Source organism: Corynebacterium sp. HMSC29G08 (genome assembly GCF_001806875.1).
Lineage (GTDB): Bacteria > Actinomycetota > Actinomycetes > Mycobacteriales > Mycobacteriaceae > Corynebacterium.
Window position 1 is genome coordinate 45,182 of record NZ_KV786273.1, and the last position, 13,965, is coordinate 59,146.

13 protein-coding genes are annotated in these 13,965 nt (G+C 60.1%); 9 read left to right on the forward strand and 4 right to left on the reverse strand.

The window, feature by feature from the left end:
• Window positions 1-79 precede the first annotated feature (79 nt).
• Window positions 80-358, reverse strand: coding sequence for a hypothetical protein (locus HMPREF3101_RS10475; RefSeq protein WP_070465358.1), 279 nt, complete (start codon window positions 356-358; stop codon window positions 80-82).
• Between the two features lie 56 nt (window positions 359-414).
• Here HMPREF3101_RS10475 and HMPREF3101_RS12205 point away from each other — a divergent pair, with 56 nt between their 5' ends.
• On the forward strand, window positions 415-591 hold the full coding sequence (locus tag HMPREF3101_RS12205) for a hypothetical protein (protein ID WP_168160191.1): 177 nt from the start codon (window positions 415-417) through the stop codon (window positions 589-591).
• Between the two features lie 145 nt (window positions 592-736).
• On the opposite strand, the gene HMPREF3101_RS10480 is transcribed toward HMPREF3101_RS12205, so the two are convergent.
• On the reverse strand, window positions 737-1,303 hold the full coding sequence (locus HMPREF3101_RS10480) for a lysozyme family protein (RefSeq protein ID WP_246816736.1): 567 nt from the start codon (window positions 1,301-1,303) through the stop codon (window positions 737-739).
• Window positions 1,304-1,403: 100 nt separating this feature from the next.
• Window positions 1,404-2,858 carry a MinD/ParA family ATP-binding protein gene (locus HMPREF3101_RS10485; RefSeq protein ID WP_246816737.1) on the reverse strand — a complete coding sequence of 485 codons (1,455 nt, stop codon included), beginning with the start codon at window positions 2,856-2,858 and terminating at the stop codon, window positions 1,404-1,406.
• Between the two features lie 113 nt (window positions 2,859-2,971).
• On the opposite strand from HMPREF3101_RS10485, the gene HMPREF3101_RS10495 reads away from it, so the two are divergent.
• Window positions 2,972-3,739 (forward strand): hypothetical protein, encoded by a 768-nt coding sequence (locus HMPREF3101_RS10495; RefSeq protein ID WP_083280220.1) that lies wholly within the window; start codon window positions 2,972-2,974, stop codon window positions 3,737-3,739.
• 17 nt (window positions 3,740-3,756) lie between these two features.
• Here HMPREF3101_RS10495 and HMPREF3101_RS10500 read toward each other — a convergent pair whose 3' ends face one another.
• Window positions 3,757-5,226 (reverse strand): EsaB/YukD family protein, encoded by a 1,470-nt coding sequence (locus tag HMPREF3101_RS10500; protein ID WP_070465367.1) that lies wholly within the window; start codon window positions 5,224-5,226, stop codon window positions 3,757-3,759.
• Window positions 5,227-5,306: 80 nt separating this feature from the next.
• Between HMPREF3101_RS10500 and eccCa the strand changes: the two genes are divergently transcribed.
• From eccCa to HMPREF3101_RS10535, 7 genes are all read left to right on the forward strand, one after another.
• On the forward strand, window positions 5,307-9,341 hold the full coding sequence (gene eccCa, locus HMPREF3101_RS10505; protein WP_070465370.1) for a type VII secretion protein EccCa: 4,035 nt from the start codon (window positions 5,307-5,309) through the stop codon (window positions 9,339-9,341).
• 95 nt (window positions 9,342-9,436) lie between these two features.
• Window positions 9,437-10,198 carry a hypothetical protein gene (locus HMPREF3101_RS10510; RefSeq protein WP_070465373.1) on the forward strand — a complete coding sequence of 254 codons (762 nt, stop codon included), beginning with the start codon at window positions 9,437-9,439 and terminating at the stop codon, window positions 10,196-10,198.
• Window positions 10,188-10,511 (forward strand): hypothetical protein, encoded by a 324-nt coding sequence (locus tag HMPREF3101_RS10515; RefSeq protein WP_070465375.1) that lies wholly within the window; start codon window positions 10,188-10,190, stop codon window positions 10,509-10,511. The genes HMPREF3101_RS10510 and HMPREF3101_RS10515 overlap by 11 nt, the downstream gene beginning before the upstream one ends.
• Before the next feature lie 3 nt (window positions 10,512-10,514).
• A complete protein-coding gene (locus HMPREF3101_RS10520) occupies window positions 10,515-10,817 on the forward strand; it encodes a WXG100 family type VII secretion target (RefSeq protein WP_070465378.1) in 303 nt (100 codons plus the stop codon).
• Window positions 10,818-10,889: 72 nt separating this feature from the next.
• Entirely contained in the window at window positions 10,890-11,228 is a 339-nt protein-coding gene (locus HMPREF3101_RS10525; RefSeq protein ID WP_070465381.1) for a WXG100 family type VII secretion target, read from the forward strand.
• A 44-nt stretch (window positions 11,229-11,272) separates the two neighbouring features.
• Window positions 11,273-11,566 (forward strand): WXG100 family type VII secretion target, encoded by a 294-nt coding sequence (locus HMPREF3101_RS10530; RefSeq protein ID WP_070465384.1) that lies wholly within the window; start codon window positions 11,273-11,275, stop codon window positions 11,564-11,566.
• 93 nt (window positions 11,567-11,659) lie between these two features.
• Window positions 11,660-13,965: DUF6531 domain-containing protein (locus HMPREF3101_RS10535; RefSeq protein ID WP_168160192.1), on the forward strand; the 2,306-nt coding region annotated here is incomplete at its 3' end.

Here is a 13,965-nt window from a genome sequence, read left to right on the forward strand (position 1 = left end):
CCCGTCGCAACCGCGACCGGAGGGGGTTTCGCGTTTCTTACACACGCTTTTTACACTGGGTGCGGGCTAGATTTGCGTGCTAACGGTTGCTAAACCACTGCAGTACTGCGGATAGTCCCACGGTTGCGCCGAGGGCAAGCAGCCCGATGAGGGTGGAGGCGACGAGGATTCCGAGTCCTCGCGGTGGGATGGCGGGTTTGGCGCTTCCGAATCTGATGGCTTGGCTCATGGCGTTGATGCGGAGTTTTTCTGCTTGGATGGCCAGGCGGGCGTCGCTACGCGGCGGCAGCCCAGTGGCGCGGGTGTCACTGGGTTGCTGTTGTGGCTGCTGTTGTTGCGGGGGTTCGGGGTGGGACATGGCCGTAAGCGTTCCTTTGTTGTTACAACCTGGGCAGGTCATCGATGAAGCGGGCAATGGCGTCATCAACGGGGTTGGCAGGCGCAGGCGGTGGCGGCGGTGGGGGAGCTACCTCCACCTGGGTGACAGTCACCGGCGCCGGAGCCGATGGTGTTGGCACAGGTGGCGGGGGAGCCGGGGCTGGCGCTGGTGCGGGTGCGGCAGCCGGATCTGGCGGAGGTGGGGGAAAGTAGCTTGTTGGCAGGGGCGGAAGCTCACCTAAGGGCGGAACGTGCTGCACAAGGACTGTATCTTTCGCCGACCCAGGCGCCCCGCAGGCAGCCAACGTCATGCTAAACAGGCACACAAGGAGTGCGCGGGCAGGTTTCAACGGGGGCGTCATCGGGATAACTCGCTTGCTACCGCATGCACGGCTTTGATGTGTTCCGGACTGTAGAAGAAACGTTTCACGCCCTCGTCCCACCCTTCGGGTGTTGTCGGGTTGCCGGCGGCGCAGATGATGCGGGCGGCAGTCAACGCAGCGTCATCCACATTATCCGGGTTGGGGCGTGTACCAGGCTCCGCGGCTTCGGAAAATTGCTCCCAGCGTGAGGGCATGATCTGCATCGGGCCGACCGCCACGTCATTTATCGGGTCACCATCAGTGGCGCCAGCATCAGTGTCGGGCACAATAACGGGCGGAAGATCCAACACGTGCAGGCCACGCAGCGGCACTGTGGTTACGCCGTCTTCTCCAACTGTTGAACCGTCCGCGCGGCCGTGATCAGAAGCGATCTGCGCTATCGCGGCAATGGTTGGCCAGCCCACCGCGCAACCCCCATCAGATTCGACCCGCCACGCCGCATAAGCGTACGCGCGGAGTTGGCGTTCGGGGATTCCGTAGGGCTCAGCCCGGCGATGCGACCACTCGGAGACTGTCTCTACCTCGGCGTGTTGCTCGGGCACCGGCGGCACCAGACGTGGGGTACATCCAGTGACGCTGGCAGCGCCTATAACCACAGCCAGCGTCAGCACGACCGACCTAAAAGCGGTCCTAGAAATGGCCCTAGTGGTGGTCACGATGGTTCGGGGAGCCAAAATCTTCAGCCACGGTAGCGGCGAGCTCACGGTACGCCTGCAGCGTGGGTTTTGCCAGCCGATCAAGATCTACCGTGGCACCTTCCGCCAAATGCTTGTCATAAGGGATGACGTGCACGGCCCTGGTTCGGGCCCGGAAATGCTCAATGAGCTGATCAACATCCACACTTGGCTTACCCGGGGCCGAGGAAGAAATCACCACTACCGCGTTAGCGGCCAGATAGTCGTAGCCGTGCATATTCAGCCAATCCAACGTTGCGGAGGCGGACTGGGCACCATCGAGCGCTGGGGAGGTGACCAGGACAAGCATGTTCGCCAGATCCAGCACGCCGCTCATCGCGGAGTGCATCAAGCCAGTACCGCAGTCCGTCAAGATCACGTTGTAATGGTGCTGCAAAATCTCAATGGCACGGCGATAATCCTGCTCACTGAACGCCTCCGAGACCGCAGGGTCACGCTCCGACCCAATCACCTCCAGGCGGGACTCAGCCTGGTTGGTGTAGGCGCGTACCTGCGGGTAGCGCACCGTTTCTTCAGCGTTGAGCAAATCCCGAATAGTTGTAGCACCTTGCGCAGCCACACGCTGCGCCAGTGTGCCTAGATCCGGGTTGGCATCTATAGCAATCACGCGGTCGCCGCGTTCGCTGGCAAACACGCCTCCAAGCGCCACGGTGGTCGTGGTCTTACCCACCCCGCCTTTCAAGCTCATTACCGCAATGCGGTAATCGCCCCGCAGCGGCGTGCGAACTGCCTCAAGGAGACGCTGCTGCTCAAGGTCACGCTTTGAGCTGCCGGGGTTAATCCGGGCACCGCTGAGACGGTGTACAAGGCGGCGCCAGCCGCGCTGCGGCGGCGCTTTGACCGGGTTGACCAAGTTGCTCTGATCCAAAGCGCTGGGAGGTGTCAGCTGGAACTCCGGGCTGGGCTGGGCGGCAGGCTGGGTAGGAGGCTGACCATGAGCCTGGGTAAAAGGCTGACCATGAGCCTGAGTAAAGGCGAACTGCGCACTATCTCTCGGTGGACCTGGCTGATGCTCTGGCGCCGCCATGGGCTGCGGGGGTCGGGGAGAGTGCGCCTGGTGGTCAAAATCAGACCGACCATGAAAGCCTGGCGGCGGAGCCATTGGCTCGGGGGCTTCACCCGTGGAAATCTCGCGCGGCTGGTGCTGCCAAGGCTCTGGACGCTCCTCTGGAGGACGGTGCCGGCCAGGCTGTGGAGACTGTGGAGACTGTGGTGGCTGCCCAGCCTGAGGAGCCTGTGGAGCCTGCGGGGGTTGTGCAGCTTCTGCAGGCTCATTGCGTGGTACTTGCTGCTGGTGATCCGGTGTGGGTGCGCTGTGTGGCGCCTCCTGCTGGCGGTGTGGGTCTTGGTCAAACTGGAGCCAAGACGGAATCGGCGGCTCGCTGCCGTGGCGATGATCCACGGGTCCTCCTTCGTTCAGCCTTACAATCTTTAACACAGGCTACAAGAAACTCATGGTAGTCTCAGCGGCGGGTTTGTCTAACCTCATATCCCTTGAAAGCAGCGCTAAGACCAGTGTCACCTTTAGCTCCCGGCAACATACGCCGCAACCTGATTGCATCCGCGGGTGTGGCTCGTTCGCAGCGCACAGCACCGCGAGACACTGACCGTCCGATGGTGATCGCGGTTGCCGCCCTCAGTGAGCAGCTGCTGACCACAGCCACCACCGCGGTTGTAGCAACGGTGCTTGCAGCAGTAGTGCGTCCCCCGGTACTGGCAGTGGATGCGGACGGGTACAACCAGCCATTGCGTGCGGCCCTGGGATCCGGCGTGGGAGGCAACATCCTTGGTTTGGCGCAGCTGCCCGCGCGAGACCTGAAACGCACTGTCATTGAACGCTATGCCGACTCTTTCGGGGCCACGGCACTGTTGGGCATGCCGGTAACCAACCCGGGGCGGATAGCGCCCGAAACACTATTGAGCGCGGTGCAGCGTGCCTCCCACCGCTGGCCGGTCATTGTCGTGGATTTGCCGTTTACCTGCGGTGAGGAACTGATCGCCGCGGGCACTGCTTTAGCCTCGCAGGTTTTGTTGGTAACCGACAGGTACCACTCGGGCCACTCGTGGCTCTACCAGCCCGGTCACCATCTGAGTGAGGCGGCGCGGCAGGGTCGCGTCACCGTCGCCAAGGTGGGTGCCCGGCCGGATGAAACGGATGCAGAAGATACGCTGACGCTGCCAATGAGTGGGGTGGGCCACAGCGCCCGCAACAGGATCATCATCCCCCAAGACCCTGTCGCCTTAGTTCAATACAACCAGCTGCTGTCCAGGCTCTACCGCTAGGCCAACGGGAGCAAACCCTACGTCGTTGCCCAGTAGTACTGGTAGAGGCCCTGGCACGCCAGAATCAACGGGATGAGGGTGAGGGAGACAACGACGTCGATCAGCGAGACTATGCGCGCGCTGCGGGCCTGCTGCACCTCATCGCGTGAAGGAAGCTGCAGTGCCAGCATCACCAGCAGGCACACGCAGAGGGACGTTGTAGCCGCCACCCAAACCCACAAGTCAGCTGGCGCGGAAGGCAGCCACCACACACCCGGGCGAACAAGTGGATGCCAGCCCGCCTGGCACCAGCGGACAAAAGCACCAGCTATCATCGCCGCAGACAGGATGCCAACGAGATTCAGCACGCTGATGATGCGCGCGTCAGCGTAGCCATTTTGGCGCAGCACCACAGCGATAAGCAGCATCAGCGCAATCACACCGTGCTGCCAAACCGGGCTTGCGCTTAAACACGCAACAATGCCTAGCGCAATCGCAGCCGCCGCCCAGGTTGCGCCCCTGCTGGCTGCTTCAGCGCGCCTGGCAAACTGGCGGATAGCGGCACGTTCCACAGCATCGCCGGCATCGTTTTGACGGATCAACGTAGGAAGCCCCGTTGCACGAAGTCCCACTGACGGAGCAATGAGCAAGACGAGGATGGGCAGCCACGCACCCCAAGCGCACACCGCATAAATATTGGCACCAGCCATGACGGCGCCAGCAACCCCAGCAGCAACCACCGCTAGCGCACAACAGGCGACGATCCCAGCAAGTCCACCGGCGGGCCTACCTCGACCAGCGGCCCACACAGCCGGAACCGTAGCCAGTGCAACCACCGCCACCCACCACCCCACAGACTCGGGCCCGGGCAGGCTGGACAGCATGACCCAAGAAGCCACACCAACTACCGGCGGGAGGGCAAATCCGAGCAGTCGCATCCACGGGTGGCGTGACCAGGCGGCTAACCCCACAAGCACCACCGCAGCCGCAATGGCCACACCCAGCAGGAACCAGCTTTTCAACGACAACGGCAGCCCCTGGACCCACAGCCCCGCACTAGCCAAAAACGCACTGAACGCCAGCGCGACAGCCGCAACCCCAAACACGGCACTCGAGCGCACTTCACCGGAATAGCCCCACTGTGCTGCGTCAATGGTGCTGCGGACTTCAGCCAGCGCATCATCTACAAACGGGGTGTGCGCAGCTTCCTCCCGACGGGTGAGGTACAGCTTGTCACCATCTTGGACGCCAAACTCCTGCAACGTGGCGTGTGGGTCAATCGCCCCGGTTTTAGGTAAGGACAACACCCAGGTATGTGTATCCGCGCTAGTGATCGAGGAGCGTGTATCTGCACCCTGCTCTCCAGCTGTATCTGGTGACGTTTCGTAGCGATCCAGCAAATCAACAACGTCGGCGACGATATCCACCGCAGGCCGCGCCATGGGAAGGGATACGTCGAGCTGCCGCTGACCGTGGAACACACTCACGCGTACAAACGGATTACTCATGGCCCTTATAGTTTCACACTCCGCGCGAAACGTATATCCGGGATAAGAGTTTTGCAAAGCCTACCTTAGAATGCGGTGATATGAGCACCCGTATAGTCCACCGCCCGGCGCGCCTGCACAGGACTATTCCACAGGAATCGCCGCTGGAGGTGGCGCAGATCCCAACAATTCGTGCGCGCTCGGGCGGAGCCAACGCACTGACACTGATGATGCCGATCATTGGCGGAGTTGGCATGGTTTTAATGATGATGTCATCCGGAAACCCTATCCGCATGGTGGTCGGTTGCGTCATGTTTGTGGCCGTGATCCTCGGCGCGATAGGTATGTTTATCCGCCAGCGCACCGGGTCGCGCAGGCAAGCAGAAGAAGAGCGAACCCGCTTCCTTGAACATCTTCAGGAGCTTGAGGATGAGGTGCGAAGCGTTGCCGCAGCGCAGCAAGTGGAAGCGTTGACGCGCCACCCGCACCCGCGTTCCTTGCTTGATGTCATCCGGGACCCGTACCGTTTGTGGGAGCGTCGCCGCGGGGATGAGGATTTTCTGGTCACGCGCCTGGGCACTGGGGTGGGCAAGTTGGCCCGCGGTTTGAAAGTGCCGCCGGCGAACAATCCGATGGCGGTTGCGGAGCCGTTGTCTCAAGCGCACCTTGACCGCATGATGCGTCGCACCAGCACCATTGAGGGCCTGCCGATTGCAATCCCGGCGCGCGGCGTGGTCTCACTGGTGGGGCCTTCCGAACTTACTGCGGAGGCGATCCGCGCCATCCTTTCCCAGATCGCTGTGTTTCATGCGCCCGATGATGTGCGGGTACACCTGGGGCTTCCGCTTAGCGACGTTGGCGATAACGGCCACTGGGCGCTTTGGCTACCCCACCTGCTTTCGGCCGAGAGCTTTGACGGGCCGATTGGCAAACGCAATGTGTCCTATGACGAGGAGACTTCCGAAGAGATCGTTGCTGAACTTGAGGAGCGCGCCGAGGAGCTTGCGCAGCGCTCCCGCTACCAGCTCACTGAACTTGATCGGGAGCATCTCGTGCTGGTGGTGAACATGGATCACCCGTACGGCCGGATGCTCAGCGCGAAGGCTGGGGCGATCCGCTCGCTGAAGGCGGCCCGGGTGACGTTGTTGGCCACCACCACGGTGCAGCACCAAGAACCGTCCCACGTTGATGTGCGAGTGCTGATCTCGCCTGAGCGCACGTTCAGCGTGCAGTTGCTGGACCGTGGTGAAATCCGTGAACCGCAAAGTGGGGAGGCGGGGTATGTGGAGCGCGTGCTCTACGGCGGTGATGCTGGTGTGCTCGATGAGGTCAGCCCGGCCATTGCGGAAAGTGTGGCGCGAGGGGTCTCCCCGCTTCGGTTGGTTGAAGATGCCTCCCCGGATTCCGCGCTGGAGCGCACCATTGCGTTGGATGACATGCTGGGCATTGCCAACTTTGCCACGTATGACATTGCCAAAGCCTGGGCGCCACGCGGGCCGCGCAACTTCTTAAACGTGCCCTTTGGTATCGGCGCGGATGGCGAGCCGATTCGTCTGGATATTAAAGAATCTGCAAAGTCCGGTATGGGCCCGCACGGACTGTGCGTGGGGGCGACCGGCTCCGGCAAATCTGAAGTGTTGCGCACCCTCGTGCTCTCCCAGGTGATTTGTCACCCACCCGACCAGCTTTCCTTGGTGTTGGTGGACTTTAAAGGTGGTGCAACATTTGCTGGCCTTGAGCCGCTGCCACACACCGCGGCGATTGTGGACAACCTGGAAGATGGCGCCGGGCTTGTAGACCGCTTGCATGACTCAATCCTGGGCGAAATCCAACGCCGGCAACGGGTGCTGCAGCAGGCGGGCAACTTGGCAAACGTGGGCGAGTACAACAAGCTCCGCGATGAGGGCAAGGTCAGCGACCCACTGCCGGTCCTGTTTGTGGTGATTGATGAGTTCGGTGAGCTGCTGGCAGCAAAACCAGAGTTCATTGAGCTGTTTGTCCAGATCGGGCGTATTGGTCGTTCCATCGGAGTTCACCTCCTGCTGGCCTCTCAGCGGTTGGAGGAAGGCCGTTTGCGCGGACTGGAGTCCTACCTTTCGTACCGCATTGGCCTACGAACCTTCTCCGCCCAGGAATCCCGTGCGGCCATTGGCTCCACCGCGGCACACGAACTGCCTCCCATCCCGGGCTCGGGGTACCTGAAGGTTGACCCTGACCTCTTCGACAGGTTCAAGGCGGCCTACGTGTCGGGGCCCTACGAAGCCATTGAGCGTGCCCACGAACGTGAACTGCCGCCTGTGCCCATGCCGCTGCACCTGGTCAACACAACCGAGGATTGGTTGGCTCAGCGCCAGGCGGAGTTTACCACGCAGCTACACAGCAAACGCGAAGCTGAGCGCGCAGCCGCAGGCGCTGCACACACTTCACCAACCACGTTGGAGTTGGTTGTGGGGCGCCTCGCCCCCGCAGCGGCAAAAACACGCCAGATTTGGCTACCCCCACTGCCGCACACGATGGATCTTAGTGAGGCACTCGGGCCCGTAGGCGCAACCTCAGACCGTGGATTAAGTGCTGAATCTGCTGGACACATGGTCTTTGTGCTAGGCACAAAGGACAAACCGATGGAGCAATGGCAAGGCCCGCTCACGCTTGATCTTGCAGGCTCCGGCGGCAACGTTGCCATCATGGGTGCGCCGCAGTCCGGCAAAACTACCGCACTGCGCACCCTGGTCACATCGGCGGCACTGACACACACTCCGCAGGACGTGAACTTCTACCTCATCGACATGGCCGGGTCTTCCCTGTCCTACCTTGAAACGTTGCCGCACGTGGGCACGGTGGCTACCCGCTTTGATGAAGATCAGCTCCGACGCACCGTTGCAGAGGTAGGCACGTTCATGGTGCAGCGAGAAAAACTGTTTTCCGCCCACCAAATCTCGGACGTGGAGGAAATGCGGCGCATGCACAAGCAGGGACTGCTGGCCAACCTGCCGTCAGCTGACGTGGTGCTTGCTGTGGACGGCTGGTCAACCTTAAGAAAAGACCACGAGGACCTAGCGGACCACATCACTGAGATCGCGCAGCGCGGCCTGGCGTACGGCATCCACGTTGTCCTAGTCACCGGCCGGTGGGCGGACTTCCGTTTGCCTCTGCAGGCCGTCATTGGCACGCGCTTAGAGTTTGCGCTCAATGACCCGATCGACTCATCAATGGGTAAAAAAGTCTCAGAAGGCCTCATGGGTCTTCCCACCGGCCGTGCAGCCACAGCGGACGGTCTTTATAGCCAAATCGCCCTGCCGACGCTGAGCAAAGGAATCGGGGCAACAACAGCCACACCGCAGGCTACCGTCCAAGCCATCGCTGAAGCGTGGCCAAAATCCAGTGCGCCGGCAGTGCGCATGCTGCCTACGGAAGTGTCCTTAGCTGCGATCCGCACCCCACACCCCACCGTCGCACCCGTACGACTGGGGCTGGCGGAATCAACACTTTCACCAGCACGCTTCAACCCAGAAGGCGATGAACGCCACGTGCTGGTCATTGGAGACTCAAAGGCGGGCAAAACCACAACGCTGAAAACCTACATCTCCGAGATCATTGAAGGCAAGCAACCCGGTGAAGTGATGTTTGGCGTGTGGGATCTGCGCCGCGGCCTGCTGGGGGTGGTGCCGGATCAATTCCTCGGAGGATTTGCCGGTACGCGTCAAGGGTGTGAAACGCTTGCCAAAGGCATTGCAAGCGAACTTGAGCGGCGCCTGCCTGGCCCTGATGTCACAGTCGAACAACTCCAGACCCGCACCTGGTGGCAAGGTCCCGAAATCTACGTCGTGGTAGACAACCTCGACAGCATCGAAGGCAACGCCAACCCCCTTAAACCTCTCGCCCCGTACATCAACCAAGCAGCGGACTTAGGGCTGCATGTAGTTGTTTCGAGACGCTCCACAGGAATGGCGCGCACAGGGTATGACCCGATCATGCAAGCAATCCGTGAAGCCGGGGCCGCGGGCGTACTGCTCTCTGGTGACCGGCAGGAGGGAGCCATCTACCCGGGGGTGTTTCTTAAACCGCTTCCGGCCGGGCGGGCGCAATGGGTCAACCGTGCAGGTCGGGTTGAAATGATCCAGGTAGCCAAACCTTAAGGGCGCCACGAGCGATATTTAATCTAGAAATTTTCCGCGATCTACATTAACCTTATTCAAATCTTATGTTGGTCGGTTGAATGGAAGGTGCTCACATGGCAACTACGGCCACTACGGCCACAGATGGCAAGCCGCTTCTTAGCCTGCCGCAACATGCTCCGCGCCCGCCGTTTGTGTGGTCGGCGCATTTGCCCACAACGTGGCGGTTTATTGATGTGGATCCGGCCCGAACGGATGCAAGTGTTGCAAACCTGCTTCGGGATGATGATCTTGTCCCCGGGGTGCGGTTGAGCAGTGCGCAACGCCGAGCGATGCAGCAAAGTTTCAAAGAGATGGCCACCCAGGCACGCGAAGCGGGCATACTGCTTGCCCTTGTGCTGCCGGGGGTGGACAACGGCGAGATTTCTGCTGTACCGCTGCTGCTTCGCTGGATTGATACGGCACCAGCGCCCGCCAGTGTGCTGTCAGCACAGCAACAGCTGGGGGCGAAAGCCGAGGCAAGTGTTGCATCCACGAATGCTGGTGGAAGTTTCCTCCTTGCATCCGAGCAGGGATTAGCGGGCCCGCTGACCCAACGCCGCACGGTGTACCACCACCAAGCATTTGTGCCGATTGCATCCAGCACATGGACGTTGGCTATTTCTTCCACGGCCCCGAGCGAGGATGTCAGCGCCGAAGTGCGCGACATTGTCGTGCGGGTTGCGTCCAGTGTGGTGGCGCATACAGACCTTGCCGCGTCCGAAGTTTCCCTCGGCGACGGTGTGGAACCACAAAACACGACAGCGATAGGCGCTCCCGACGCGGGGTTATCTCGCGTTGTGGTGCGAGACAAGGAGGTCTATGACCATGTCCAGTGATTATTGGCGGGTGCCCATTGGGGATCTACGCACTATTTCGGCCAAGCTGAAGGTTTTGGACGAAACCGTTTCTGCAGTAGAGCAATTTGCTGACGGGGCGGAGGGCGTAGACGACATTCATGGTGCCAGAATTACCTCGGCGGTGACCGGTTTCTACGGAGACTGGAAAGCGTCACGCAAAACATTGCTGGAAAACGTGGGCACGCTCAGTGAAGCCGCGGACATGATCGCGGAAACGGCGGAGACGTTTGACAGCGAAGTGGCTTCAAGCCTCAACGAGATGGCGGGTCAACTCCGCTCAGGTGAGGACTGATCCATGGCGGCTGATGTCTACGCGTTTCGCACCTCCCACGCTGAGGGTGCCTCCACCGACATTTTGACGGTGATGGGCAACATTCGCGCCATCATTGACGCGATTCATGCCGATGTTGATGCTCTCAAACCCGAATGGACGGGCTCTGAGGCGGAACTCTACGACGTGATCAACACCGATTGGCGTAAAGCCGCCGGTGAGATCAACAACATCCTCGACGATGTCTCGGCGGCACTGACCAGTGTCAACGAGGCAAACGGGGAAGTACGTGCCCAAATTCAAACCGAGCTGGACAACATGAACTAAGCCGAAACCGGTGGAAGCAGTCCAGCCCCCAACCACGTCCAAAACACACAATTCCACGAAAGGGAAAATCTTATGTCTCAGTCTCAATCAATGTCCGTTGAGCATTCAGCGGTATCTACTCACGTTTCTTCGCTGCAGTCGAACCATTCACAGTTGCAGACGCAGTCAAGCCAGTTCTTGTCCGCCATTGAGCCGTTGAAGGCTTCATGGAAAGGCTCCTCGGTTGCGGCCTGGGAGAACATGACGAATGCGTGGCACGAGAACATGGAACAGATTAATGCTGCACTTGAGCAGCTGACGGGGCGGGTTGAACAGGCTGGTAAGGACTACCAGGCCGGTGAAGAAGAGCAAACGTCCATGTTGCAGCAGCGTTTCGCTGGGATGGATTTCCAGTCTGGACCAATTTTGTAAGCGCTGGGTTACCACCAAATTCTATTGTTCTAAGGAGTAGTTCCATGTCTGTATATGCATACAACCGTCAGGATGCCGAGCATGCGGCCGATGATCTGAATAATGTGATGAACAGCATTGAGTCCACGTTGTCCGAGATGGAATCGGACATGCAGAAGCTTGCCGCTGGTTGGGAAGGCTCTGAGCAGGAAACCTACCGGGGCGTACACGGTAAGTGGACCTCCGCTGCGCAGAACATCAAGTCCATTCTGGGGCAGGTGCGTGCTGCGTTGCAGGAAAATACCTCTGCGGTGACGGAGACGCGTTCGCGCGCATCACAGTCGCTTGCTGGTGAGTAGCGCTCGAGTGTATTGATCGTTTCGCATTAACCGTGCTGCCCTGCCAGATGCTGGTGGCTCTGACAGGGGCATTGACTCGGGGAAGGTTGTACCATGCCTGTGCCGTTTTTGGCGCCGTTTGCCACGTTCCGTCCAGATAATTTCCACATTGGCGGCAGTGTGGCAACGCTGATGGCGGCCGCACTTCGCTGGCGTGCGTTTGGTGACGGTGCGCTCGAAGCTGCCGCAGCGATGCGCGCGATGAACGATGGTGGCTTTGTTGGCTCTGAAGGCGACCGGTTCCGGGAGCTGGTGAATGCTGAGTTTCCCTCCCAGCTGCAGATTACCGGCACGGCACACGTGGGTGTTGCTGATGCGATTTCGCGCTATGCCACCTTATTGGGTGAACGCAAAGCCGAGATGCTAGCGCTTGAAGCAACCGCACGGGTGAGTCACGCCGCTGTCAACACTGCGGTAGCGGAGGTCAATGCTGCTGAAGCAGCGGTTACTGCGGCGCCTGACCCGGCATCGAAGTCCGCGGCGGCTGCGCTATTAGCAGCGGCAAAAACGAAGCACGCGGCAGCTGTTGCTACCTGGGAGGGCAATCTCGCTACCGCGCAGGGAATCCGTCAGATGCTGGGCGCTGATGTGGCAACACAGGTTGCAGCGATTGAGGCGCAGGGACGCAAAGCATTTCAGGAAAACCCGAAACCCTGGCAAGCGGCCTGGGACGCGGTAAGCGATTGGTTGCAAAACCACGGTGACGTACTTCGTCTGATTGCTGATGCGCTGCAGATCATCGGCGGCATCTTAATGCTTATCTGTTTTCCTGTCGGCGTTATTGTGCTGGGCGTTGGTCTGGCGCTGAAAGGGTTGCTCGCGGCTGCTGGTGTGGTCAGTTGGGGCGAGTTTGCGTTTGATGCGGCTACCTTCTGCGTGGGAGGGGCTCTTCTCAAAGCAAGAAAAGGGGTACAACTTGGTTATGCTGCGATAACTACGTTTGCTAAGGCCTCCACCATGGACTCGGAGACCTTGTCTTCGGCGAAATCTCAGGCGAGAAGTGCTGCTGAGGAAGCCTCGGGCGGTGTGAAGGAAGTTGCGCAGGAGATTACTCACGAGGTTACCAGTGGTGAGCGTTGCCTTGCTGGCGGTGACCCGGTGAATATGGCGACCGGCAGCATGGTTGACTTTGAAACCGATGTGTTCATCGATGGTGTCTTACCGCTGAGGATCACCCGTAACGCGCATAGCGGCTATAAGCTTGGACGGGCGTTGGGTCCGCGGTGGGTCTCTACGATGGATGTGCGGTTGGAGATTTGTACTGATGAGGTACTGATGCTGTCTCCTGATGGGGCATTGTTGACGTTCCCGCCGGCACCCGTGGATGGATCAGAGGTGCGCGCGGACGGTCGTCCCTGGTTGTTGTCCTACGCCGATGGGGCGTATCGGGTACGCGACATCGCGGCGGGCGTGACGTATAGTTTCCGGCTTTTTGAGCTTGACAGTGGTGACAACGCTGGAACCGACGCCGCTCATAGCGAGGGTAATGCTGGCCTTAAAGATGAGTCTCCGTCTTTAGGCGGGACGTATGTGGCTGCGACGGTGCCTGCCGGTTCATTGGCTGAAGCTTTTGGTGCAGGCATCGAGGTTGGCTTGTCATCCGCGGTGCACCATACGGGCGCAGCGATTGAGTACACGTGGGATATATCCAGTGGCCATATGGTGCGGATGCGTCGCAGTGATGACACGGTGATTGACTGCGAGTGGGACCAGGCAGTAGGCCGAGTGGCGCATGTGTATGTGTCGAATCCGAGGACACATCCGGATGAAACCCCGATACGCTTGATTTCCTATGCCTATGACGCCTACGGGCAGTTGGTGCGGGTGATTAACTCGCACGATGGTGCGTTGCAGTACCACTATGACAAGGTCGGGCGCGTTTGCGCGTGGACGGACCGCAATGGGGTGTCCTATCACTACCGTTTTGATGATCAGGGGCGTGTGTACAGCCAGGTAGGCACTGGTGGAGTGTTTCCAAACCTGTTTTACTGGGGTGCGGATGAAGGCGATGACGCGCCACTAGGTGGGCGGGTGTGCGTTGCGTTGGAAACCGCTGGTGAGTTTGGGGGTGATCCTTTAACACTGGGGGATGAGGTTGTGGGGGACTACTTCGCCCGTCTTGAGCAGCTGCCTCTATATCAGGCTCTCCTGGAAGGTGGTTTGTCTGCCGCGGGTCTTGTTGGCCGGGGCCGTACGGGCGCGCGTGATGATCAGTCGTGGGCTGTGCCGGAGGAGTGGCTGCACGATGAGGTGTTAGGGGCTATCCGTCCGACGGTGTATCGCTCTACTGCGGCAGGTGACGTGTGGCGTGTGATTACACCGGAAGGCGGTGTTGAGGATGCAACCTACAACGAGTATCA

Excerpts from the sequence above, each read along its gene's own strand:
- HMPREF3101_RS10475 (WP_070465358.1), bottom strand. The coding sequence starts at position 358 with ATGTCCCACCCCGAACCCCCGCAACAACAGCAGCCACAACAGCAACCC.
- HMPREF3101_RS10525 (WP_070465381.1), top strand. The coding sequence starts at position 10,890 with ATGTCTCAGTCTCAATCAATGTCCGTTGAGCATTCAGCGGTATCTACT.
- HMPREF3101_RS12205 (WP_168160191.1), top strand. The coding sequence starts at position 415 with ATGGCGTCATCAACGGGGTTGGCAGGCGCAGGCGGTGGCGGCGGTGGG.
- HMPREF3101_RS10510 (WP_070465373.1), top strand. The coding sequence starts at position 9,437 with ATGGCAACTACGGCCACTACGGCCACAGATGGCAAGCCGCTTCTTAGC.
- HMPREF3101_RS10530 (WP_070465384.1), top strand. The coding sequence starts at position 11,273 with ATGTCTGTATATGCATACAACCGTCAGGATGCCGAGCATGCGGCCGAT.
- eccCa (WP_070465370.1), top strand. The coding sequence starts at position 5,307 with ATGAGCACCCGTATAGTCCACCGCCCGGCGCGCCTGCACAGGACTATT.
- HMPREF3101_RS10520 (WP_070465378.1), top strand. The coding sequence starts at position 10,515 with ATGGCGGCTGATGTCTACGCGTTTCGCACCTCCCACGCTGAGGGTGCC.
- HMPREF3101_RS10500 (WP_070465367.1), bottom strand. The coding sequence starts at position 5,226 with ATGAGTAATCCGTTTGTACGCGTGAGTGTGTTCCACGGTCAGCGGCAG.
- HMPREF3101_RS10515 (WP_070465375.1), top strand. The coding sequence starts at position 10,188 with ATGTCCAGTGATTATTGGCGGGTGCCCATTGGGGATCTACGCACTATT.